A 19,627-nucleotide genomic window follows, 5' to 3' on the forward strand; every position below is an offset into this window, starting at 1 on the left:
CGCGCCCTGGCAAGTCAGCTCCTTGCGGCTGCGGATCTGTGGGTGTTCGTCACCACCCCGGCGCGCTACGCCGATCAACTTGTGTGGAACTTCCTCCACGACGCCGCTGGCCGCGGCATCGAAGTTGTGGTGGTACTCAACCGCCTGGACGAGAAGGCAGCCGAAACCGTGCCGGACGATCTGCGCCGCATGATGAATGAGGCTGGCTTGCACGACGCAACAGTCTTTACTGTGCCGTTCGTCGCGGACCTTGGCGCGGAGAAGTCTGGAGAGTCCGGGGAGTTTCTCGCCGAAGACCTTGTCGCTTCACTGCGCGATTACCTGACCACACTCGCCGAGGACACCGTCGCCCGGCGCGACGTGGCTGGCAAGACTGTGGCCGGCGCGGTTCAGACTGCGCTTGATCGAGTGGATACCTTGGTCGGCCGCCGTGAGCGTCAGGAGGCGTTTGCCAACCAGCTCGACGCATCGATCCACGAGTTTTACACCACCGCCAACCGTCAGGTCATCGACGCGACTTCCGACGGACAGTTGCTGCGCTCCGAGGTCATGGACCGCTGGCAGGACGTCATCGGTACCTCTGACGTGTTCCGTGGATTCGAGCGCTGGTTCAGCAGCGCAATAGATAAGGTGGGCAGTTTCTTCACCGGTCAGCCCGCTCCGCTGCGTGAGGTGGAGACCGAGATCGAGTCTGGTCTGCACGCCGTTATCGTCGATGCTGCCGAATCCGCAGCATCGCGCGCCTGGGCGCATACCGGTGCGGTCGCGCCTGAGCTGCGCACCGACGCCGATCCAGCTCTCGCACGCGCCAGCACCGACATTTCCGATCAGGCGGCGAAACTGGTGCGAGACTGGCAGCAAGAACTCGTCGGACACATCCAGGACACTGCTGGCGATAAGCGTCAGCGCGCCCGTCTCATGTCCTTTGGGCTCAACGTGGTCACCGTGGCACTCATGCTTACAGTGTTCGCCTCCACCGCAGGTTTGACTGGCGGCGAGGTGGCCATCGCGGGCGGTTCTGCGGTACTTGGCCAGAAACTTTTGGAGACCATCTTCGGCGAAGACACGGTGCGCCGCATGGTCACTCAGGCCCGCAACGACCTCAACGAGCGCCTTGGTGGACTCTTTGCTGCCGAGCGCGACCGCTACCACGTGTTCACCGACCCGTTGCTCGAAGGCGCAACGGCCGAGCAGATCCGCGATGCCTCCCAGCAGGCTCGCCGGGCGGTGGATGCGAAGCTGCTGGGGGTCGTCGACAAGCAAGTGCCCGCGCGTATCGACGACACCCCCAACGACGACCTGAACAACAGCACCCTGCGCGGCCTGTTTGACCAGCTTCGCGGCAACTTCCGAAAGGGGTCCGACAATGGCACTGTTTAGCAAAAAGATTGGGCTGAGCGAACGGCTGAGCGCGCTCGAGGACGCTGCCGAAATTAGTGCACCGTACCTGTCCGGCGAGCAACGCGAACGCCTAGAACGCGTGGCCAAGGCTGGCGCCGAGCGTCGCGCCCTGTCCGCCGAGCACACCGTCGTGGGATTTTTCGGCGCGACCGGTTCCGGTAAAACCTCGCTGTTCAACGCCGTTGTCGGCGAAGACCTGGGCAAAGCAGCGGCGCGCCGCCCAACCACGTCCTCTCCCCTGGCCGCAATCTGGCAGCCGGAAGGCTCTGAGGAACTCCTGGGCTGGCTCGGCGTGGAAGACCGCCGCGAGCGCCAAGGCGAGTTTGCCAAAAATGCTGGCCCGCTGATCCTGCTGGATCTTCCCGACTTCGACTCGGTAGAGGCCTCCAACCGCGTCATCGCCGAACGCCTCGCCGGCCAGGTCGACGTGCTCGTGTGGGTGTCCGACCCCGAGAAGTACGCCGACAGTGTCATCCATGACCAGTTCATCCGCCCGCACGCGAACCACTCCGCGGTCACACTGGCAGTGCTGAACAAAGCCGACCTTTTGGCGGAGCGCGACGTGGACACCGTAGCTGGCTCTTATGCGGGCTTGCTTCGCGACGACGGCCTGACCAACGTCCACGTCATCCCCACCTCCACCCTGACCGGCGCTGGTATCGAAGACCTGCGCGGCGCGATCGCGCGCGTGGCAAAGGCCCACAATGCGCAGACTGCCCGCATCGAGGCCGACATTGCTTCCGTTGCCGCCCCCTACGCTGGAACGAAGGGGGCCGGTGGTGTGGACAAGCACGCCAAGCGTGACCTCGACACCGCACTGACCAAGGCCGCGGGTGCAGAACGCATCGCGGGCATCACCGCTGCCGCCTACCGCAAACGCCTGCGCCAACGCACCGGCTGGCTGCTGACCTCCTGGATCACCCGCTTCAAACCCGACCCGCTTCGTCGCTTAGGGCTGCGCGAGGATCCCGACGAACTGGGCGTGCACCGCACCTCCATGCCGGAACTCGACGCCGCCTCCAAAGCCGTAGCCAACTCGGGTCTTCGCGATTACGCCACCGCCGTTGGCGAAGGGCTGCCACACGAGTGGGCTGCGGCCGTGGCGGACCGGTCCGAGGAGATCTCCACCGGCCTTCCCGCCGAACTGGACCGCGCTGTGGCCCGTGCGAAACTGCCCGCGGAGCCGTCCAAGGGCTGGGCAGTGCTGACCATCTTCCAGTGGTTTGCGCTGCTCGCCGCCCTGATCGGCGTGCTGTGGTACCTGCTGGTCGCCTTCGTGCCGGGCGTGCTCACACCGCTGCTCGGCACCGATCTGGTACCGGATGTAGAAGGCTGGCCGATTCCTACCCTGCTGATCATGGCTGGCTTACTCACCGGTGTAATCATCGGATTGATATCCGCAGCATTCGGCGGCATGTTGGGATCCGGGGTGAAACGCCGAACGCGCTACGCCATCCAAAAAGAGGTGGCCGCGGCCTCCGAAACTGCTGTGTCCCAGCCGCTGTTGGCTATCCGCGAAGACTATTCCCGTTTTGCCGAGCGCATCGCCCTCGCCGCTGGGTAGTTCCGGGTAGCGTCAGTGCCTATGGCACGCATCCCAAGAGTTCTCTCCATTGCCGGCACCGACCCCACAGGCGGTGCCGGCATTCAAGCTGATCTGAAGTCCATCGCCGCCGCAGGTGGCTACGGCATGTGCGTGGTCACCGCGCTGGTCGCCCAGAACACACAAGGTGTGCGCGAGATCCACACCCCACCCCAGTCGTTCTTGCGCGCGCAGTTGGATTCGGTGTTCGACGACGTCACCGTGGACGCCGTCAAGATCGGCATGCTCGGCGACGCAGCCACAACCCGCACTGTCTCCGCATTCCTCGCTCAGCACCCGGTCCCCGTCGTTGTTGTCGATCCCGTCATGGTCGCCACCTCCGGCGATCGCCTCCTCACCGAGGATGCCGAAGACGCCCTGCGCACCCTCGTTCGTGAGCACGCCACCGTGGTCACCCCGAACATCCCCGAGCTCGCAGTGCTTTGCGACGACACCCCCGCCACCACATTCGACGAAGCGGTTTCCCAGGGTCGTCGATACGCAGCAGATGCGAACGTGTCCGTCCTGGTCAAAGGCGGGCACCTCACCGGCGACCACGCCTCCAACGCGCTGATCACCCCCGACGGCGACACCCACATCGCGGACGTGCCCCGCGTGCGCACAAAAAACACCCACGGCACCGGCTGTTCTCTCTCCGCAGCCCTTGCAACCCGGCTTGTTCTCGACGACGCCCCCGCCGCCGTCGAGTGGGCTTCCGCCTGGCTCCACGAAGCCATCGCCCACGCCGACGACCTCGAGGTGGGCCAGGGCCACGGGCCGGTGCACCACTTCCACCAGCTCTACCGCCTCGCCGAACCGCTAGAATCACCTGCATGACTGACCCGCGCAACGAAGATCAGAAGGTCGCCGCCGTGAATGCCTCGATGATCATGGCGGGCCAACCCATGTCCGCAGAGGACGAGGCGTTTCTGCGACGACAGCTGCGAGGAGATATCTCGGCCGACGAGGCCGTGCTACAGGTGCTCGAAAGGGAAGGCCTGGGAAACACGCCTCGTGCACGTGAACTGCGGCAACGTATCACCGGAGCTGCCTAAACGCCATGGCACGACGAAGCAACGAGGCCCCGGAAAACCTATTCGGGCTAACAGACCCGGTTGTGCTGGACCGCATCGCTGGCAACCTCGCGCCTCAACGACTCGGCGAGCTCGAAAACGGTCCACTGCTGATCGAATTCACACGTGAATCTCTGCAGTCCACACACCATTACCTCATGTAGGACATTTACCCCTGGGCGGGCCAGATCCGCACCGAGGAAGTTGGTGCGATGGGCATGGCGATGTGTCGAGCGCGATACGTTGAGGCTGAACTCGACCGAGTGATGGGCCGGATCGCGAAACTGCCGGTCTCCTGTGTTCCAGCCTGACAACACAGGTACGCTCAGCGCAACCCTGGGCCAGCGGGCTGGTGCTGCGGAGATCTTCCACCAGATGATGAAATACCGCAGCGCCAATCCCGGGGCGCCCTGGCGCGGTCGGTAGCTTCTACTCCACCGTGACGGACTTGGCCAGGTTACGCGGCTGGTCCACGTTCAGGCCGCGTGCTTCTGCGACGGCGCAGGCGAAGATCTGCAACGGGATCGTCGCCAAGAGTGGCTGCAGCAAACCCGGGGACTCCGGGATGCGGATGATGTGGTTGGCAAACTGCTCCACATCCGTGTCGCCCTCTTCCGCGATCACGATGGTCACGGCACCACGGGCGCGCACCTCTTGGATGTTGGAGACGACCTTGGCGTGCAGGTTGTGGCGCGACTTCTTCGACGGCACGATGACGAACACCGGCTGGCCTTCTTCGACCAGCGCGATCGGACCGTGCTTCAACTCGCCTGCAGCGAAGCCCTCGGAGTGCAAATAAGCAACCTCCTTGAGCTTCAGCGCGCCCTCGAGGGCGACCGGGAAGCCGACGTGGCGGCCAAGGAAGAGCACGGACTTTGCATCCGCCATATCCTGGCCCAACTGCTTGACCTGGTTTTCGTTGTCCAGCACGCGCTGGATCTTCTCCGGCATCAGCTCCAGCTCGCCGATGATCTGACGGATCTCATCGGCGTACTTGTTGCCACGCACCTGCGCCAGGTACAGCGCCAGCAGATACGCCGCGACAATCTGGGAGATGAACGCCTTCGTCGACGCCACAGCGATCTCCGGGCCTGCGTAGGTGTACAGCGACGCATCCGCCTCACGCGGGATCGAGGAGCCCACGGTGTTGCAGATAGCGACGACCTTCGCGCCCTGCTCACGTGCGTGACGGACAGCCATCAGCGTGTCCATGGTCTCTCCGGACTGGGAAACGGCAACGACGAGAGTCTGCTCGTTGACAATCGGGTCGCGGTAGCGGAACTCGTGGGCGAGCTCCACTTCCGTCGGGATACGGCACCAGTGTTCGATGGCGTAACGCGCCACCTGGCCCGCGTACGACGCAGTACCGCAAGCGACGATGATGATTTTGTTGATGGAGCGCAGCACGGATTCGTCGATACGCAACTCGTCCAACATCAACTTGCCATCTTCGTCGAAGCGACCGTAAAGCGTGTCGCGGACGGCACCCGGCTGATCATGGATCTCCTTCTCCATGAAGGAGTTGTAGCCACCCTTCTCCGCAGCGGTGACATCCCACTCAACCTTGAACGGCTTCGCCTCGGCGGGGGTGCCGTCGAAGTCAATCACGTCGTAGCCATCAGCCGTCAACGTCACAATCTGGCCGTTGTCCATCTCCACCGCGTCACGGGTGAACTCAATGAAGCCAGCGACGTCGGAGCTCAGGAAGTTCTCGCCCTCGCCTACACCGATCACCAGCGGGGAGTTCCAACGCGCCGCAACAATGCGGTCTGGATGGTCCGGGTGGATGGCGAGCAGGGTGAACGCGCCCTCCAGACGGTTCGCTGCCAACTGCATCGCACGGGTCAGATCCCCGTCCGCTTCCGTGTTGTAGATATCCAGCAGCAGCGTGCCAGCAACCTCAGTATCGGTTTCAGACTTGAAGGTGTAGCCCTTCTCTGCGAGCTCAGCCTTCAAATGCGAAAAGTTTTCGATGATGCCGTTGTGCACCACTGCCATACGGCCATCTCCCACCACATGCGGGTGAGCATTCGCATCCGTCGGACCGCCGTGGGTCGCCCACCGGGTATGCCCGATGCCCAGGTTCGATGCTGCGATGGGGTTGTTAGCAATCTCCGCTTCGAGATCCGCTACCTTGCCGGCCTTCTTCCGGCATTCGATCGACTGGTCGTTCACCACCGCAACACCTGCGGAGTCGTACCCGCGGTATTCGAGGCGGCGAAGACCATCGATGATTACGTCTTTCGCGTCACGCGTTGTCGCGTTTGCGCCTACATATCCAACGATTCCACACATGCGGGAAATCGTACCCTTGTGTAAGGGCGCAGAAAAAGTTGAAAACGCAAAAACCGCCCCGGGTTGGTAGCCAACCCGGGGCGGTGGAGTCGTCGAGAAGCGACTAGCTTTTAGCGAGCCTTCTCGATGATGTCGACGAGACGGAAGTGCTTGTCCTTCGACAGCGGACGCGTCTCCTCGATGTGGACGAGATCGCCAACACCAGCGGTGTTGTTCTCGTCGTGAGCCTTGACGCGCTTCGTGGTACGCACGATCTTGCCGTAGAGGGCGTGGGACTTGCGGTCCTCAACCTCGACGACGATCGTCTTGTCCATCTTGTCGGACACGACGTAGCCACGGCGGCGCTTCTGCACGGCCTTGTCCTTGGTGTTCTCAGTCACGTTTGCCTCACTCATGGTTATGCCTCAGCTCCCGTGGACTCCGGGACGACGGACAGACCAAGCTCACGCTCGCGCAGCACCGTGTAGATGCGAGCGATGTCGCGCTTCACGGTGGAGATGCGGCGGTTGTTGGTCAGCTGGCCGGTTGCAAGCTGGAAGCGCAGGTTGAACAGCTCTTCCTTCGCCTCGTTGAGGCGGCCCTTCAGCTCGTCGTCGTTGAGCTCGCGGAACTCAGATGCGGGGGTACCGTTAGCCATTAGAACTGGTCCTCCTTCTTGATGACGCGGACCTTGCACGGCAGCTTCGCACCTGCACGGCGCAGCGCCTCAATGGCAGTTTCCTCGTTGGGGTAGGACATTTCGAACAGGATGCGGCCAGGCTTGACGTTGGCCACCCACTTCTCCACCGGGCCCTTACCGGAACCCATACGCACGCCGAGCGGCTTCTGGGTCAGCGGACGATCCGGGAAGATGTTGATCCAGACCTTGCCACCACGCTTGACGTGGCGGTTGATAGCAATACGGGCAGACTCGATCTGGCGGTTCGTGATGTACGCCGGCTCGAGGGCCTGCAGGCCGTAGTCGCCGAAGTTGATCTGGTTGCCACCCTTGGACACGCCAGAACGGGTCGGGCGGTGCTGGCGGCGGTATTTCACGCGCTTAGGGATGAGCATGAATTAGCCCTCCTTCTTCTGCTCTGCCGCCCGGCGACGCTGGCCGCCGCGGCGCGGGCGACGGTCGCCACGTCCACGACGATCGTTGCTCGGTGCATTGAGCTCAGACTCGCGGACGCCACCGACGACGTCGCCCTTGTAGATCCACACCTTGACGCCAATGACGCCGAAGGTGGTGTGTGCTTCTGCAGTGCCGTAGTCGATCTCCGCGCGCAGCGTGTGCAGCGGAACGCGACCCTCGTGGTAGCGCTCGACACGGGACATTTCCGCGCCGCCGAGACGGCCGGACGTCATAACCTTGATGCCCTTGACCTGCGGGTTACGCATAGCGGACTGGATGGCCTTACGCATGGCGCGACGGAACGCGACACGGTTGACCAGCTGCTCGGCGATGGACTGAGCAACCAGGGTGGCGTCTGCATCGACGTTCTTCACCTCGAGGATGTTCAGTGCAACCATCTTGCCGGTCAGCTTCTCCAGCTCACGGCGAATACGGTCAGCCTCAGCGCCGCGACGGCCGATGACAATGCCCGGACGTGCGGTGTGGATGTCCACACGGACGCGGTCGCGGGTGCGCTCGATGACAACATCGGAGATGCCAGCGCGCTCGAGGTTCTTCTCGAGCCACTCGCGGACCTTGATGTCCTCAGCGACGTACTCGGCGTAGTTCTTGTCGGCGTACCAGTGGGACTTCCAGTCGGAAGTGATACCCAGGCGCAGGCCGTGTGGGTGAATCTTCTGGCCCATTACTTGGCCCCTTCCTTGGACTCGACAACAACGGTGATGTGAGAGGTGCGCTTCCGGATCTGGAATGCGCGACCCTGTGCACGCGGCTGGAAACGACGCATGGTCGGGCCCTCGTTTGCGTAGCACTCGGCAATGACGAGCGTGCGCGGATCCAGGCCGAAGTTGTTCTCCGCGTTGGCTGCTGCGGAAGCAACAACCTTTGCAACGTCCTTGGACGCACCCTGCGGGGCGTACTTCAGGATGGCGAGTGCCTCAGCAACCGACTTGTTGCGGATGAGAGCAAGCACGCGGCGTGCCTTCATCGGAGAGACGCGAACGAACTTGGCAGTCGCGGATGCAGTGGTGATGGTGTCAGCCATTGCTTATCGACGTCCCTTCTGTTCCTTGACGTGACCCTTAAAGGTCTTGGTCGGTGCAAACTCGCCGAGCTTGTGGCCAACCATGGACTCGTCCACGAACACCGGCACGTGCTTACGACCGTCGTGGACGGCGAAAGTGTGACCGATGAAATCGGGGAGAATGGTCGAACGGCGCGACCAGGTCTTGATGACCTGCTTGGTGCCTGCCTCGTTCTGAGCATCCACCTTGTTGAGGAGGTGCTCGTCGACGAACGGGCCCTTCTTAAGGCTACGTGGCATGTCTGTTTACCTCCTCTTAGCGCTTCTTCGAGCGACGACGTCGCACGATCATGTTGTTGGAATAGCGGTTCGGGTTGCGGGTGCGGCCTTCCTTCTGGCCCCACGGCGAGACCGGGTGACGACCACCGGAGGTCTTGCCCTCGCCACCACCGTGCGGGTGGTCGACCGGGTTCATAACCACACCACGCACGGTCGGGCGCCAGCCCTTCCAGCGCATACGACCAGCCTTGCCCCAACGGATGTTGATCTGGTCAGCGTTGCCGACCTCACCAACAGTTGCACGGCAGCGGATGTCCACGCGGCGGATTTCGGAAGACGGCATACGCAAAACTGCGTAGTTGCCTTCCTTACCCAGCAGCTGGATGGACGCGCCAGCGGAACGAGCCAGCTTTGCGCCTGCGCCCGGCTTGAGCTCCACAGCGTGGATGGTCGTACCGGTCGGGATGTTGCGCAGCGGCAGGTTGTTGCCAACCTTGATGTCCGCGTTCGGACCAGCCTCGACGATGGTGCCCTGCTTCAGGCCCTTCGGGGCGATGATGTAGCGCTTCTCACCGTCGTAGTAGTGCAGCAGTGCGATGTTCGCGGTGCGGTTCGGGTCGTACTCGATGTGAGCAACCTTTGCCAGCACGCCGTCCTTGTCGGAGCGGCGGAAGTCGATCACACGGTAGCGACGCTTGTGGCCGCCGCCGCGATGACGAGTGGTGATGTGGCCGTGGGTGTTACGGCCACCCTTCTTCGGGAGCGGGCGCAGCAGCGTCTTTTCCGGGGTCGAACGAGTGATCTCGTCGAACGCGGACACGGAGCTGGCACGGCGACCCGGAGTTGTCGGCTTGTACTTACGAATAGCCATAGTGGTTCCTTTTCTATCGTCTCTTCAGCGAGCCGCGGGTTACGCGGTCGCACCGCCGAAGATGTCGATGGAGTCGCTGCCCTCGCGGAGAGTGACGTAGGCGCGCTTGGTGTCCTTACGCTTACCGAAACCGGTGCGGGAGCGCTTGCGCTTGCCCTCACGGTTGACGGTGTTCACCGAAGCGACGTCGACGCCGAAAATCTCTTCCACGGCAATCTTGATCTGGGTCTTGTTCGCGGACGGGGACACGTAGAAGGTGTACGTGTTCTGCTCCATCAGGCCGTAGCTCTTCTCAGAGAGCACCGGGGCGATGATGATGTCGCGCGGGTTAGCGATCTTTGCCATTTACTTCTCCTCCTCCGCAGCGGCGGCAACAGCTGCGCCGCGGTTGATCAAGGTGTGGAGTGCCTCGACCGAGAACACAACGTCATCAGCGTTGAGGACGTCGTAGGTGTTCAGCTGAGCCGGCTCAATGATCTGGACGCCCGGCAGGTTCCTTGCGGAGAGACGGGAATTCTGATCATCACGGCCGATCACCAGCAGGACCGACTTGCGGTCGGTGAGGCGCTCGATGAATGCACGAGCGGACTTCGTCGACGGGGTCTGGCCCGGGACGAGATCCTCCACGATGTGGATGCGCTCGTTCTGCGCACGGTTGGTCAAAGCGCCGGCGAGGGCAGCCTTGATCATCTTCTTTGGGGTGCGCTGTGCGTAGGAACGCGGCTGCGGACCATGCACAATGCCACCACCGGTGTAGTGCGGAGCACGGATCGAACCCTGACGGGCGCGACCGGTGCCCTTCTGGCGGAACGGCTTCTTGCCGCCGCCGGAAACCATGCCGCGGGTCTTCGTTGCGTGGGTGCCCTGGCGCTTAGCAGCAAGCTGTGCATTCACAACCTGGTGCATGAGTGCCACGGATACCTCGCGGTCGAAGTACTCGGCCGGCAGGTCGACGGAACCCTTGGTAGCTCCGTCTGCGGTGTGGACGTCAAGCGTCAGCTTCGTCATGCGTGAGCACCGCCCTTCACTGCGGTCTTGACGGTAACAACGGAACCCTTTGCGCCAGGGATGGCGCCCTTGATCAGGATGAGGTTGTTGTCGCCGTCGATGCGTTGAATCTTCAGGTTCTGGGTGGTAACGCGGTTACCGCCCATGCGGCCAGCCATACGGGTGCCCTTGAACACGCGACCCGGGGTCGCGCAGGCGCCGATGGAACCCACACGACGGTGGGCAGCCTGGTTACCGTGGGAAGCACCCTGGCCGGCAAAGCCGTGGCGCTTCATGGCACCGGCGTAGCCGTGGCCCTTGGTGGTGCCTGCGACGTCGACGAAGGTGTCGCCTTCGAAGATCGTTGCATTGAACTCCTGGCCGAGCTCGTAGCCCGAGGTGTCGTCCATGCGGATCTCAGCAACGTAGCGACGCGGGTTGACGCCAGCCTTCTTGAAGTGGCCAGCCTGCGGCTTCTTAGCCTTACGGGGATCGATGTCGCCGTAAGCGATCTGGATGGCGGAGTAGCCATCGGTCTCAGGGGTACGGATCTGGGTGACAACGCACGGCCCAGCCTCGACGACGGTAACCGGGATAACGCGGTTCTCCTCGTCGAAGATCTGGGTCATGCCGAGCTTCTTGCCCAGAATGCCCTTGATCTGGTTGTCAGACATGTGTTAGTTCTCCACTACTTACGTTGGGGATTGCTCTACTGGATGTTCACGTCGACGCTGGCCGGCAGATCAATGCGCATAAGCGCGTCTACCGTCTTCGGCGTCGGGTCGAGAATGTCGATGAGGCGCTTGTGAGTGCGCATCTCGAAGTGCTCGCGAGAATCCTTGTACTTGTGGGGAGAACGAATCACGGCGTACACGTTCTTCTGGGTTGGCAACGGCACCGGGCCGACGACGCGGGCACCCGTACGGGTGACCGTCTCGACGATCTTCTTCGCGGATGCGTCGATCGCCTCGTGATCGTAGGCCTTCAGCCTGATGCGGATCTTCTGTCCCGCCACGCTTACCTCTTCCTCGCATCCCCACGTTCGTCCTTCTCTCTCCCGCTCGTTTCGAACGGAGTGAGAAACGGGCCGAAGCGGTGGGGTTTGTAGCTTCTAGTTTCTCTATAACGTTGTCCGGGCTGGGCCCTTGGCTCAACGCCAGTGTCTTTTCTGACTGTCATGACACATCCGGAAGTTGAGACCTGCGCAATAAACGCGCCGACGCTCAGTGCTTCCGCCAAGGCACGTTGTTGGCCGACACGTCATCGTCGACAAGCAATATGCCCGGGTATCAGACACGGAAGGGTGCGTGACCCTCGCGTACTGCCGCTGTTTATTTGCCATGGCCCCTTCACCGGTATTCCGACTGGAAGGTGTCATGTTTGCCGAGCCACCGGCCGACTTCCGTCAACCCATGTCAAGGCAACCTGCGTATTAAAACACAAGGTTGCCACCAACGCAAGCCCGCTTGACGACGACAACCTGTGTACCCTTGTTCCCATACCGTGCGCGTCATCTATATAGGCGCACTCGGAACATGAACATCACAGTTGAAAGGACCGTCATGGCCGACCAGAACGCAAACAACGCTGCAAACAACACTGCAAAGAACACCCCAGCAACCACCTCGACCGCAACCGAGACCGAGAAGCAGCGCCCGCGCAACGAAAACCTCGAAACCGAGCACGGCAGCACTGTTATCGACGACAACGTTGTTGGCAAGATCGCCGGCATCGCAGCACGCGAAGTCTCCGGCGTCCACAACCTCGGCGGCGGCGCAGCCCGCATGTGGGGCGCAGTCCGCGAGTCCCTGACCTCCTCCACCAACGTCCAGCAGGGCGTCAATGTGGCAGTCGAGGACGGCCACGCATCCGTCGCAGTTGCCATCATCGCCGAGTACGGTGTCGCCATCCACGAGCTTGCAAACGCCATTCGCGAAAACATCACCGTCGCCATCACCCGCATGACCGGCCTGATCGTCGACCGCGTCGATGTCACCGTCCACGACGTCAACCTGCCGGAGCAGGAGACCGCAGGTGAGAACTACGACGACGGCAACTACCAGGCAGTCAACCAGTCTGTAAACCAGCAGATCCAGTAATCATGGCCAACACCCCCGTTACCCGAGAGGTTGCGGAGGGCGTCCGCGACGCCACACTCGCCGTCAACGGAGTAGCAAAACTCTACGGCGGCCGACTCGGCGAAATCGCAACCTACTTGCCGCACCAACGCATCGAAGGCATCCGATCTGCCTCACGCAACGGCAAAGCAGGCCTCGAAGTCCACTTCACCTTCGACGTCGCCTCAGGACGCAACGTCCACGAGGTCGCCGAAGACGTACGCGCCGCAGCACTGAGCGCTTCGGACGCCGAGTTCGTGGACGTCATCGCCGGCGATGCGCAATAGCAGCAACACGGGCTACGCCCCCGCACCTCACACAACAACCCGAAACGTGGTTTAACAATGAATCTCTTTGCCAACAAGGCACTGACCGGCGTCATCATCGGCGTCATCGTTGCCTTCTTCGTCACATTCGGTGGCTGGGCCGGCCTACTCTGGCTGCTGCTGTTTACCATCCTCGGCGGCGTAGTAGGCGCCCAACTCGACGGCCGCCTCGACCTAGCCAGCATCATCGGCAACGGAACCGGCCGGAGCAATAGCTAATGGACACTTCCTTCTACCACGTCAGCGAACGCACCATCGAGCGCGTGGCGGAAGTGGCGGCCTCAACAGTGCCGGGATCCCGCAACATCGACGCGAAATTGGCGGGCCTGGCGGGCCGCAGCCTTCCGCGCATCGAGGCACACATCGACCGCACGACGGGCCTTGTCGCCATCGATGCCGAGATTGCCACGTCCTATCCCGCGCCCGTCGCGGCGATTACGGACGCTGTGCGCGCCACCATCATCGCCCACATCCGCACCCTCACAGGGATGGATGTCTCCCGCGTCAACGTCACCGTTGCCAACGTCGAATCGATCGAGGATGGTTCCCGTGTGACCTGGGACGATGTTGCGACCCACGATGCTTTCATCATCCCAGAGCCCATCCAGGTTTCTCCCACCGAGATCACGCACCCCGTTACCAGCGAGCGCGAGGAACTGGCGCCGATCGAAGCGCGATCGCTTGTCGACGACATGCGTGCCGTCACCACACCAACTCCCCCAAGCGTACGAACACCGAAGCAGCCCCAACCGGTCACCGTTTCTGGCGTTGACGTGCCCGAGCCACTCGAGCCGTTCGCCCCAGAGACGCCCATGCCCGTGGCTCTGCGCGCCCCGTCGCTGCCAGCGTTGCAGCCCCTCTCCCCGATCGCTGTCAAGGCGTTCGGGCACATGCGGCCGGTTGAGGTGCCGTGGCAGCGCCCGTTGCGCGATATCACCGTAGATAGGCAGCCGCTCAAGCCGGTGACAATCCAGCCCAGTGCGCGCCCAACAAGCCCGCGCGGCCCGGCTCCGAAGCCCGTGGTCATCCCACAGGCCCCACAGCCGAAGCCACTTCAGCAGATCACGATAGAACCGGTGGTGAAGTACTATGACCGAACCAACTAGCGCCCGCCCAGTCGGGCCACACCCCGGCGACGAACCGCTAGGCACCCCTGCATCGCGCTGGATCGCAGTCCTCATCAGCCTGCTCCTCATCGCTTTAGCAGGTGTCGGCGCGCGTGACCTCTGGTACTACACCTACGAGTCGGAATCACCCGAGCAGTCCTGGTTTGGTCGCGCGTTTGAGTTCCTCGGCTCGTTCACCACAGAGATCCCCGCCGTCATCATTGCGTGCCTGCTGGCCTTGGTCGGCCTTGTGCTCATCGTGGTTGCGCTCAAACCCCGCCCGCACCGGTTTGTCCGAGTGAACTCCCCGGTGTCTATCTGGACCCGTCCCGTCGATGTGGCACGAAAGTCCACCAACACGGTTCACAGCGACCTCGGTGGCGAGCAAGTACGCTCCAAGGCGACCCGCAAGTCGGTCAAGGTACAGGTTGTCGACGACGGCTCCGGCCCCGCAATGCAAGAACGCATCACGCGATCGCTCAACAGCGAGCTCAAGAGCCTCGCCGCGCCTCCTGCGGTGTCCGTGAAGGTGTTGCCTAAGGAAACGCCTCAGGCACAAGTCACCACCACGGCGCAGTCGACGCCCGAAGTGTCCGACGTCCGTCCCCCGGAGGTGCACCGATGACCAAAACATTGAGCTTCTTCAACCGTCTGGTCACGTTCCTGCTCGGCCTGTTGATGGTCGTTGTGGCCCTATTCCCCATTGCGGAGTACTGGGAAATCCCGTACCTGAGCGATTTCCTCCGCGACATCGACCGCAGCCGCGTGACGTACCTCGCCTACGAGGACTGGTATACCAAGGCGCTTATCGCCGCCGCTATTGTCCTGGCCGTGTTGGGATTGTGGATCTTGCTTGCAAATCTACGCTCCCGCGCGTTCTCCAACGGCAACATCGTGCCAGCCGATGCCGCGCACGGTGACACGGTAATCAACGTTCAGCGCGTCGCCGAGGCAGCCTGCAACACCATCCAGCGTCTCGACGAAGTCCATAGCGACGCGGCTGTCTAGGCTTCCTCCTGAACTTCCAGCGGCAACACCGCGGTAACTCGCCCCAGCACCACCGGCTCCCCGCCGCAGGCTGGGGCGATTGTCATGTCCGCCCCCGCCTCGCATTGAAGAATGCGTGCCCAGGCGAAGGTATCCACGTCAACATCACGACGCGCCTGTACCCAACGACGGATCCGGCTGCCGACCACAGCCCTTGCTCCATCTTCCAGCGCCACCAACCACCGGTTCGCTCCTACGCTATCTTGCAGCAATCCCGCCAACGAGCGACTCTCCCCCGGCGTAAAAAGCTTCAAATGACGGACAATCCCCAGCCGATGTTCCACCCCCTCCACATCAGTTAACACGAGCGGTAACCCCGGACCGGTACGTCGCATCGACGCATACCGCCACACCGACGGCATTCGCCCTGGGTGCGCCGCGCTTCGCACCACCACATTTCCGTCCACCAAGGTAACCTGAAGGTGCGGTTCGACGGTGGTGAAGGTAATGGGGGCGGAGGTGTTGTCGACAAGCGAAGGATGCTCCTGAGAGAGCTGCTGAAGAACTGCGAGCGCCTCTGCGTCAGTTGAGTCCCACCCCAGCCCACGATTGCCCAGTACCCCAAATAATTGGCCGAGGCTCAAATCTGGTTGCCCCTCCCAAACCTCTTGAAGCGCGGCCAGAATCTTCGGGATACGTGTTGGGTCCTGCACGCCTCAGACCATAAACCACCCTCAGGGCATGCAAAAGGCCGCCCCTCCCAAACGGGAGAGGCGGCCTTGGCGTTTATCCGACGGTTACGTCAGATCGACTCGAATTAGTCGAGGATCTTGGTAACGCGGCCAGCGCCGACGGTGCGGGAGCCCTCGCGGATAGCGAAGCGCAGACCCTCGTCCATAGCGACCGGCTGGATGAGCTCGACGGTCATGTCGACGTTGTCGCCCGGCATAACCATCTCGGTGCCCTCCGGCAGCTTCACAACACCGGTCACGTCGGTGGTGCGGAAGTAGAACTGCGGACGGTAGTTGTCGAAGAACGGGGTGTGGCGGCCGCCCTCGTCCTTGGACAGCACGTAGACGGAGCCCTCGAACTTGGTGTGCGGGGTGTAAGCGCCCGGCTTGATGATGACCTGGCCGCGCTCGACGTCCTCGCGCTTCAGACCACGCAGCAGCAGTGCAGCGTTGTCGCCAGCCTCAGCGGTGTCGAGAAGCTTGTTGAACATCTCGATGGAGGTGACGGTGGTCTTCTGGGACTTCTCGCGGATACCGATGATCTCGACCTCGTCGTTGAGGTTGAGAACGCCACGCTCCACACGACCGGTAACCACGGTGCCGCGGCCGGAAATGGTGAAGATGTCCTCGATCGGCATCAGGAACGGCTTGTCGGTCTCGCGCTCCGGATCCGGGATGGAGTCATCGCAAGCCTGCATGAGGTCGACGATGGACTGAACCCACTTCTCATCGCCCTCGAGAGCCTTGAGAGCGGAGATGTGGACGATCGGAGCTTCCTCGTCGTAGTCCTGCTCAGCCAGAAGCTCGCGGACCTCCATCTCGACGAGCTCGATGATCTCTTCGTCGTCGACCATGTCGCACTTGTTCAGTGCAACGAGGATGTACGGAACGCCAACCTGGCGAGCGAGCAGAACGTGCTCACGGGTCTGCGGCATCGGGCCGTCGGTAGCAGCAACCACGAGGATTGCGCCGTCCATCTGAGCAGCGCCGGTAATCATGTTCTTGATGTAGTCGGCGTGGCCCGGGGCGTCGACGTGTGCGTAGTGACGCTTCGGGGTGTTGTACTCCACGTGGGAGATGTTGATGGTAATGCCGCGCTCGCGCTCCTCCGGAGCCTTATCGATCATCGCGTAGTCGAAGGCCTTGTTCTCCTCCGGGTACTGGTCTGCCAGTACCTTGGTGATCGCAGCGGTGGTGGTGGTCTTGCCGTGGTCGACGTGACCAATGGTGCCGATGTTCACGTGCGGCTTAGTGCGCTCGAACTTTTCCTTTGCCACTGATTGTCCTCCTGGACTTCATGGTGGCTACGACCTTCGCAGCCACGTGGTTTGCTTACGCCCAACCGCTACAGCCCAAAACGGATATAGCGACGGGAGCCATTTCACAATGTGCCAGTTACAAGATCCTAGGTTCAAAAAGGCCGTTTTTCAAACTGGCCGATCCGATTCCCCGGACCAACCTAGAGGGTAACGGCCGGCTCAGACAACGCCCGTTGTTTCGTTGTCTCAGCGCGACCGCTACCCCGCTAGGGGTTCTCCCTTGTACGCCAGCTGCTGGCACGCAGCTGGCGGGAGAAGGCGGCTTAGTTGCCGTTGCGCTTCTCGATGATCTCCTGCGCAACGCTCTGCGGAACCTCAGCGTAGGAGTCGAACACCATGGTGAAGTTTGCACGGCCAGCGGTCGAGGAACGCAGGTCGCCGATGTAGCCGAACATCTCGGACAGCGGCACCTTCGCACGGACGACCTTTGCGCCGGAGCGATCTTCCATGGCGTAGACCTGGCCACGGCGGGAGCTGATGTCACCGTTAACGGTGCCCATGTACTCCTCCGGGGTTACGACCTCAACAGCCATGACCGGCTCAAGCAGAACCGGCTTCGCCTTAGCAACAGCTTCCTTGAGGACCTGGGAGCCAGCGATCTTAAACGCCATTTCCGAAGAGTCGACGTCGTGGTAAGCGCCATCCTCGAGGGTGGCCTTGATGTTCACCAGCGGGTAGCCAGCGAGGTAGCCGTACTGCATTGCGTCCTGGATACCAGCGTCGACGGACGGGATGTATTCCTTCGGCACACGACCACCGGTGACGGCGTTCTCGAACTTGTAGGTTGCGGACTCGCCCTCTTCCAGGGTCTCCGGATCCGGGTTGTACGGCTCGATGGTGACGATGACCTTTGCGAACTGGCCCGAACCACCGGTCTGCTTCTTGTGGGTGAAGTCGAGGGACTCGACCTTCTTACGAATGGTCTCGCGGTAAGCAACCTGCGGGGAACCGATGTTTGCCTCAACCTTGAACTCGCGCTTCATGCGGTCCACCAGCACGTCGAGGTGGAGCTCGCCCATGCCGCCGATGACGGTCTGGCCGGTCTCTTCGTCGAGCTGGACGGTGAAGGTCGGGTCCTCTTCAGCAAGCTTCTGAATAGCGGTACCGAGCTTCTCCTGGTCAGCCTTGGTCTTCGGCTCGATGGCCACCTGGATAACCGGGTCCGGGAAGTCCATGGACTCGAGGATGATCGGGTGATCCGGGTTGCACAGCGTGTCGCCGGTCGTAGTTTCCTTCAGGCCGATGAACGCATAGATGTTGCCGGCGTCTGCGTGCTCGACCGGGTTCTCCTTGTTCGCGTGCATCTGGAAGAGCTTGCCCACGCGCTCCTTCTTGGACTTCGTGGAGTTGAGCATCTGCTCGCCCGGAATAGCCTGGCCGGAGTAGACGCGCACGTAGGTGAGCTTGCCGAAGAACGGGTGCACGGCGATCTTGAAGGCCAGTGCGGAGAACGGCTCTTCGACGGACGGCTTACGGAAGAGTTCCTCGGAGCCGTCGACGGAGGTGCCACGCACCTCGCCGATGTCCAGCGGGCTCGGCAGGTAGTCAACAACAGCGTCGAGGATCGGCTCGATGCCCTTGTTGCGGTATGCGGTACCGCAGAACACCGGGTAGATCTCGGAGTTCACGGTGAGCTTGCGGATGGCGCCCTTGATTTCCTCGATGGTGAGTTCTTCGCCACCGAAGTACTTCTCCATGAGCTCTTCGTCGGACTCAGCAACGGTCTCGAGAAGCTTCTCGCGGTACTCTTCTGCGAGCTCCTTGAGGTCCTCCGGGATCTCGGTGATCTGAGGCGGCGTGCCGGTCTCGACCTTGCCCGGCCACTGCAGAGCCTTCATCTCGAGCAGGTCGACTACGCCGTCGAAGTCGTCCTCAGCGCCGATCGGGATCTGCATTACCAACGGCTTAGCGCCGAGACGGTCAACGATGGTGCCAACGGTGTAGAAGAAGTCTGCACCCAGCTTGTCCATCTTGTTGACGAAGCAGATACGCGGGACGTCGTACTTCGCAGCCTGACGCCACACCTGCTCGGACTGCGGCTCAACGCCTTCCTTGCCGTCGAACACGGCAACAGCACCATCGAGCACGCGCAGGGAGCGCTCCACCTCAACGGTGAAGTCCACGTGACCCGGGGTGTCAATGATGTTGATCTGGTTGTTGTTCCAGAAACAGGTCACAGCTGCGGACGTAATGGTGATGCCGCGCTCTTTCTCCTGATCCATCCAGTCGGTGGTTGCGCCACCGTCGTGGGTTTCGCCGACCTTGCGGTTGATGCCCGTGTAGAACAGGATGCGCTCGGTGGTGGTGGTCTTACCGGCGTCAATGTGGGCCATGATGCCGATGTTGCGGACCTTGTGCAGGTCCTTAAGCACTTCTTGTGCCACGTTTGTTACCCCAACTTAATGTCGTCGACGC

25 protein-coding genes and 1 pseudogene are annotated in these 19,627 nt (G+C 62.1%); 11 read left to right on the forward strand and 15 right to left on the reverse strand.

The window, feature by feature from the left end:
- The 5 genes and pseudogenes from HMPREF2656_RS01090 to HMPREF2656_RS12945 form a co-directional block, all read left to right on the forward strand.
- Positions 1 to 1,380 (forward strand): ABC transporter (locus HMPREF2656_RS01090; RefSeq protein ID WP_070815605.1); only part of this gene is annotated, 1,380 nt, incomplete at its 5' end.
- Positions 1,367 to 2,965: a GTPase gene (locus HMPREF2656_RS01095; protein ID WP_210400938.1), complete on the forward strand. Its 1,599-nt coding sequence runs from the start codon at positions 1,367 to 1,369 to the stop codon at positions 2,963 to 2,965. The genes HMPREF2656_RS01090 and HMPREF2656_RS01095, both read left to right, overlap by 14 nt.
- 21 nt (positions 2,966 to 2,986) lie before the next feature.
- Positions 2,987 to 3,796: pseudogene (gene thiD, locus HMPREF2656_RS01100) on the forward strand (bifunctional hydroxymethylpyrimidine kinase/phosphomethylpyrimidine kinase); the annotation flags it as partial.
- A 20-nt stretch (positions 3,797 to 3,816) separates the two neighbouring features.
- Positions 3,817 to 4,038, forward strand: coding sequence for an antitoxin VbhA family protein (locus HMPREF2656_RS01105; RefSeq protein WP_070815606.1), 222 nt, complete (start codon positions 3,817 to 3,819; stop codon positions 4,036 to 4,038).
- A 5-nt stretch (positions 4,039 to 4,043) separates the two neighbouring features.
- Positions 4,044 to 4,220 (forward strand): hypothetical protein, encoded by a 177-nt coding sequence (locus HMPREF2656_RS12945; protein ID WP_168167513.1) that lies wholly within the window; start codon positions 4,044 to 4,046, stop codon positions 4,218 to 4,220.
- Between the two features lie 265 nt (positions 4,221 to 4,485).
- On the opposite strand, the gene glmS is transcribed toward HMPREF2656_RS12945, so the two are convergent.
- The 12 genes from glmS to rpsJ all read right to left on the reverse strand — a co-directional run bounded on the left by glmS (position 4,486) and on the right by rpsJ (position 11,641).
- Complete coding sequence (gene glmS, locus HMPREF2656_RS01110) at positions 4,486 to 6,351, reverse strand: glutamine--fructose-6-phosphate transaminase (isomerizing) (RefSeq protein WP_070570620.1); 1,866 nt, start codon at positions 6,349 to 6,351, stop codon at positions 4,486 to 4,488.
- Between the two features lie 110 nt (positions 6,352 to 6,461).
- The gene (gene rpsQ / locus HMPREF2656_RS01115; RefSeq protein ID WP_070422720.1) at positions 6,462 to 6,746 is read right to left on the reverse strand and encodes a 30S ribosomal protein S17; all 285 of its coding nucleotides are present in this window, start codon (positions 6,744 to 6,746) and stop codon (positions 6,462 to 6,464) included.
- Positions 6,747 to 6,748: 2 nt separating this feature from the next.
- Positions 6,749 to 6,988 carry a 50S ribosomal protein L29 gene (gene rpmC, locus HMPREF2656_RS01120; protein WP_070422719.1) on the reverse strand — a complete coding sequence of 80 codons (240 nt, stop codon included), beginning with the start codon at positions 6,986 to 6,988 and terminating at the stop codon, positions 6,749 to 6,751.
- Positions 6,988 to 7,404 carry a 50S ribosomal protein L16 gene (gene rplP / locus HMPREF2656_RS01125; protein WP_070422718.1) on the reverse strand — a complete coding sequence of 139 codons (417 nt, stop codon included), beginning with the start codon at positions 7,402 to 7,404 and terminating at the stop codon, positions 6,988 to 6,990. Before rplP ends, rpmC begins: the two co-directional genes overlap by 1 nt.
- 3 nt (positions 7,405 to 7,407) lie before the next feature.
- On the reverse strand, positions 7,408 to 8,151 hold the full coding sequence (gene rpsC / locus HMPREF2656_RS01130) for a 30S ribosomal protein S3 (RefSeq protein WP_070422717.1): 744 nt from the start codon (positions 8,149 to 8,151) through the stop codon (positions 7,408 to 7,410).
- Entirely contained in the window at positions 8,151 to 8,510 is a 360-nt protein-coding gene (gene rplV, locus HMPREF2656_RS01135) for a 50S ribosomal protein L22 (RefSeq protein WP_070422716.1), read from the reverse strand. The genes rpsC and rplV overlap by 1 nt, the downstream gene beginning before the upstream one ends.
- Positions 8,511 to 8,513: 3 nt before the next feature.
- On the reverse strand, positions 8,514 to 8,789 hold the full coding sequence (gene rpsS, locus HMPREF2656_RS01140) for a 30S ribosomal protein S19 (protein WP_018017481.1): 276 nt from the start codon (positions 8,787 to 8,789) through the stop codon (positions 8,514 to 8,516).
- A 16-nt stretch (positions 8,790 to 8,805) separates the two neighbouring features.
- Entirely contained in the window at positions 8,806 to 9,639 is an 834-nt protein-coding gene (gene rplB / locus HMPREF2656_RS01145; protein WP_070422715.1) for a 50S ribosomal protein L2, read from the reverse strand.
- 39 nt (positions 9,640 to 9,678) lie between these two features.
- Positions 9,679 to 9,984: a 50S ribosomal protein L23 gene (rplW, locus tag HMPREF2656_RS01150; protein ID WP_070422714.1), complete on the reverse strand. Its 306-nt coding sequence runs from the start codon at positions 9,982 to 9,984 to the stop codon at positions 9,679 to 9,681.
- Complete coding sequence (gene rplD, locus HMPREF2656_RS01155) at positions 9,985 to 10,647, reverse strand: 50S ribosomal protein L4 (protein WP_070815607.1); 663 nt, start codon at positions 10,645 to 10,647, stop codon at positions 9,985 to 9,987.
- Positions 10,644 to 11,300: a 50S ribosomal protein L3 gene (gene rplC, locus HMPREF2656_RS01160; RefSeq protein WP_070422712.1), complete on the reverse strand. Its 657-nt coding sequence runs from the start codon at positions 11,298 to 11,300 to the stop codon at positions 10,644 to 10,646. The genes rplD and rplC overlap by 4 nt, the downstream gene beginning before the upstream one ends.
- A gap of 35 nt (positions 11,301 to 11,335) precedes the next feature.
- Positions 11,336 to 11,641 (reverse strand): 30S ribosomal protein S10, encoded by a 306-nt coding sequence (gene rpsJ, locus HMPREF2656_RS01165; RefSeq protein ID WP_034997227.1) that lies wholly within the window; start codon positions 11,639 to 11,641, stop codon positions 11,336 to 11,338.
- Between the two features lie 520 nt (positions 11,642 to 12,161).
- Between rpsJ and HMPREF2656_RS01170 the strand changes: the two genes are divergently transcribed.
- The 6 genes from HMPREF2656_RS01170 to HMPREF2656_RS01195 are packed head-to-tail and all read left to right on the forward strand — an operon-like array spanning position 12,162 to position 15,183.
- Positions 12,162 to 12,725 carry an Asp23/Gls24 family envelope stress response protein gene (locus HMPREF2656_RS01170; protein ID WP_224213080.1) on the forward strand — a complete coding sequence of 188 codons (564 nt, stop codon included), beginning with the start codon at positions 12,162 to 12,164 and terminating at the stop codon, positions 12,723 to 12,725.
- A 2-nt stretch (positions 12,726 to 12,727) separates the two neighbouring features.
- Positions 12,728 to 13,030, forward strand: a complete 303-nt coding sequence (locus HMPREF2656_RS01175) for a hypothetical protein (RefSeq protein WP_070570621.1) — start codon at positions 12,728 to 12,730, stop codon at positions 13,028 to 13,030.
- A gap of 57 nt (positions 13,031 to 13,087) precedes the next feature.
- On the forward strand, positions 13,088 to 13,288 hold the full coding sequence (locus tag HMPREF2656_RS01180; protein WP_070422710.1) for a hypothetical protein: 201 nt from the start codon (positions 13,088 to 13,090) through the stop codon (positions 13,286 to 13,288).
- Positions 13,288 to 14,175, forward strand: coding sequence for an Asp23/Gls24 family envelope stress response protein (locus HMPREF2656_RS01185; RefSeq protein ID WP_070815608.1), 888 nt, complete (start codon positions 13,288 to 13,290; stop codon positions 14,173 to 14,175). Before HMPREF2656_RS01180 ends, HMPREF2656_RS01185 begins: the two co-directional genes overlap by 1 nt.
- Positions 14,159 to 14,800, forward strand: coding sequence for an Asp23/Gls24 family envelope stress response protein (locus HMPREF2656_RS01190; RefSeq protein ID WP_070482523.1), 642 nt, complete (start codon positions 14,159 to 14,161; stop codon positions 14,798 to 14,800). The genes HMPREF2656_RS01185 and HMPREF2656_RS01190 overlap by 17 nt, the downstream gene beginning before the upstream one ends.
- Complete coding sequence (locus tag HMPREF2656_RS01195; protein ID WP_070815609.1) at positions 14,797 to 15,183, forward strand: hypothetical protein; 387 nt, start codon at positions 14,797 to 14,799, stop codon at positions 15,181 to 15,183. Before HMPREF2656_RS01190 ends, HMPREF2656_RS01195 begins: the two co-directional genes overlap by 4 nt.
- Here HMPREF2656_RS01195 and HMPREF2656_RS01200 read toward each other — a convergent pair.
- The 3 genes from HMPREF2656_RS01200 to fusA form a co-directional block, all read right to left on the reverse strand.
- On the reverse strand, positions 15,180 to 15,875 hold the full coding sequence (locus tag HMPREF2656_RS01200; RefSeq protein WP_070815610.1) for a hypothetical protein: 696 nt from the start codon (positions 15,873 to 15,875) through the stop codon (positions 15,180 to 15,182). The genes HMPREF2656_RS01195 and HMPREF2656_RS01200 overlap by 4 nt on opposite strands.
- Before the next feature lie 104 nt (positions 15,876 to 15,979).
- Entirely contained in the window at positions 15,980 to 17,170 is a 1,191-nt protein-coding gene (gene tuf / locus HMPREF2656_RS01205) for an elongation factor Tu (protein WP_070422705.1), read from the reverse strand.
- A gap of 305 nt (positions 17,171 to 17,475) precedes the next feature.
- Complete coding sequence (fusA, locus tag HMPREF2656_RS01210; protein WP_070422704.1) at positions 17,476 to 19,596, reverse strand: elongation factor G; 2,121 nt, start codon at positions 19,594 to 19,596, stop codon at positions 17,476 to 17,478.
- Positions 19,597 to 19,627: the final 31 nt, after the last annotated feature.

The sequence above is a fragment of the Corynebacterium sp. HMSC034B08 genome (assembly GCF_001835805.1).
GTDB classification, from domain to species: Bacteria; Actinomycetota; Actinomycetes; order Mycobacteriales; family Mycobacteriaceae; genus Corynebacterium; species Corynebacterium coyleae.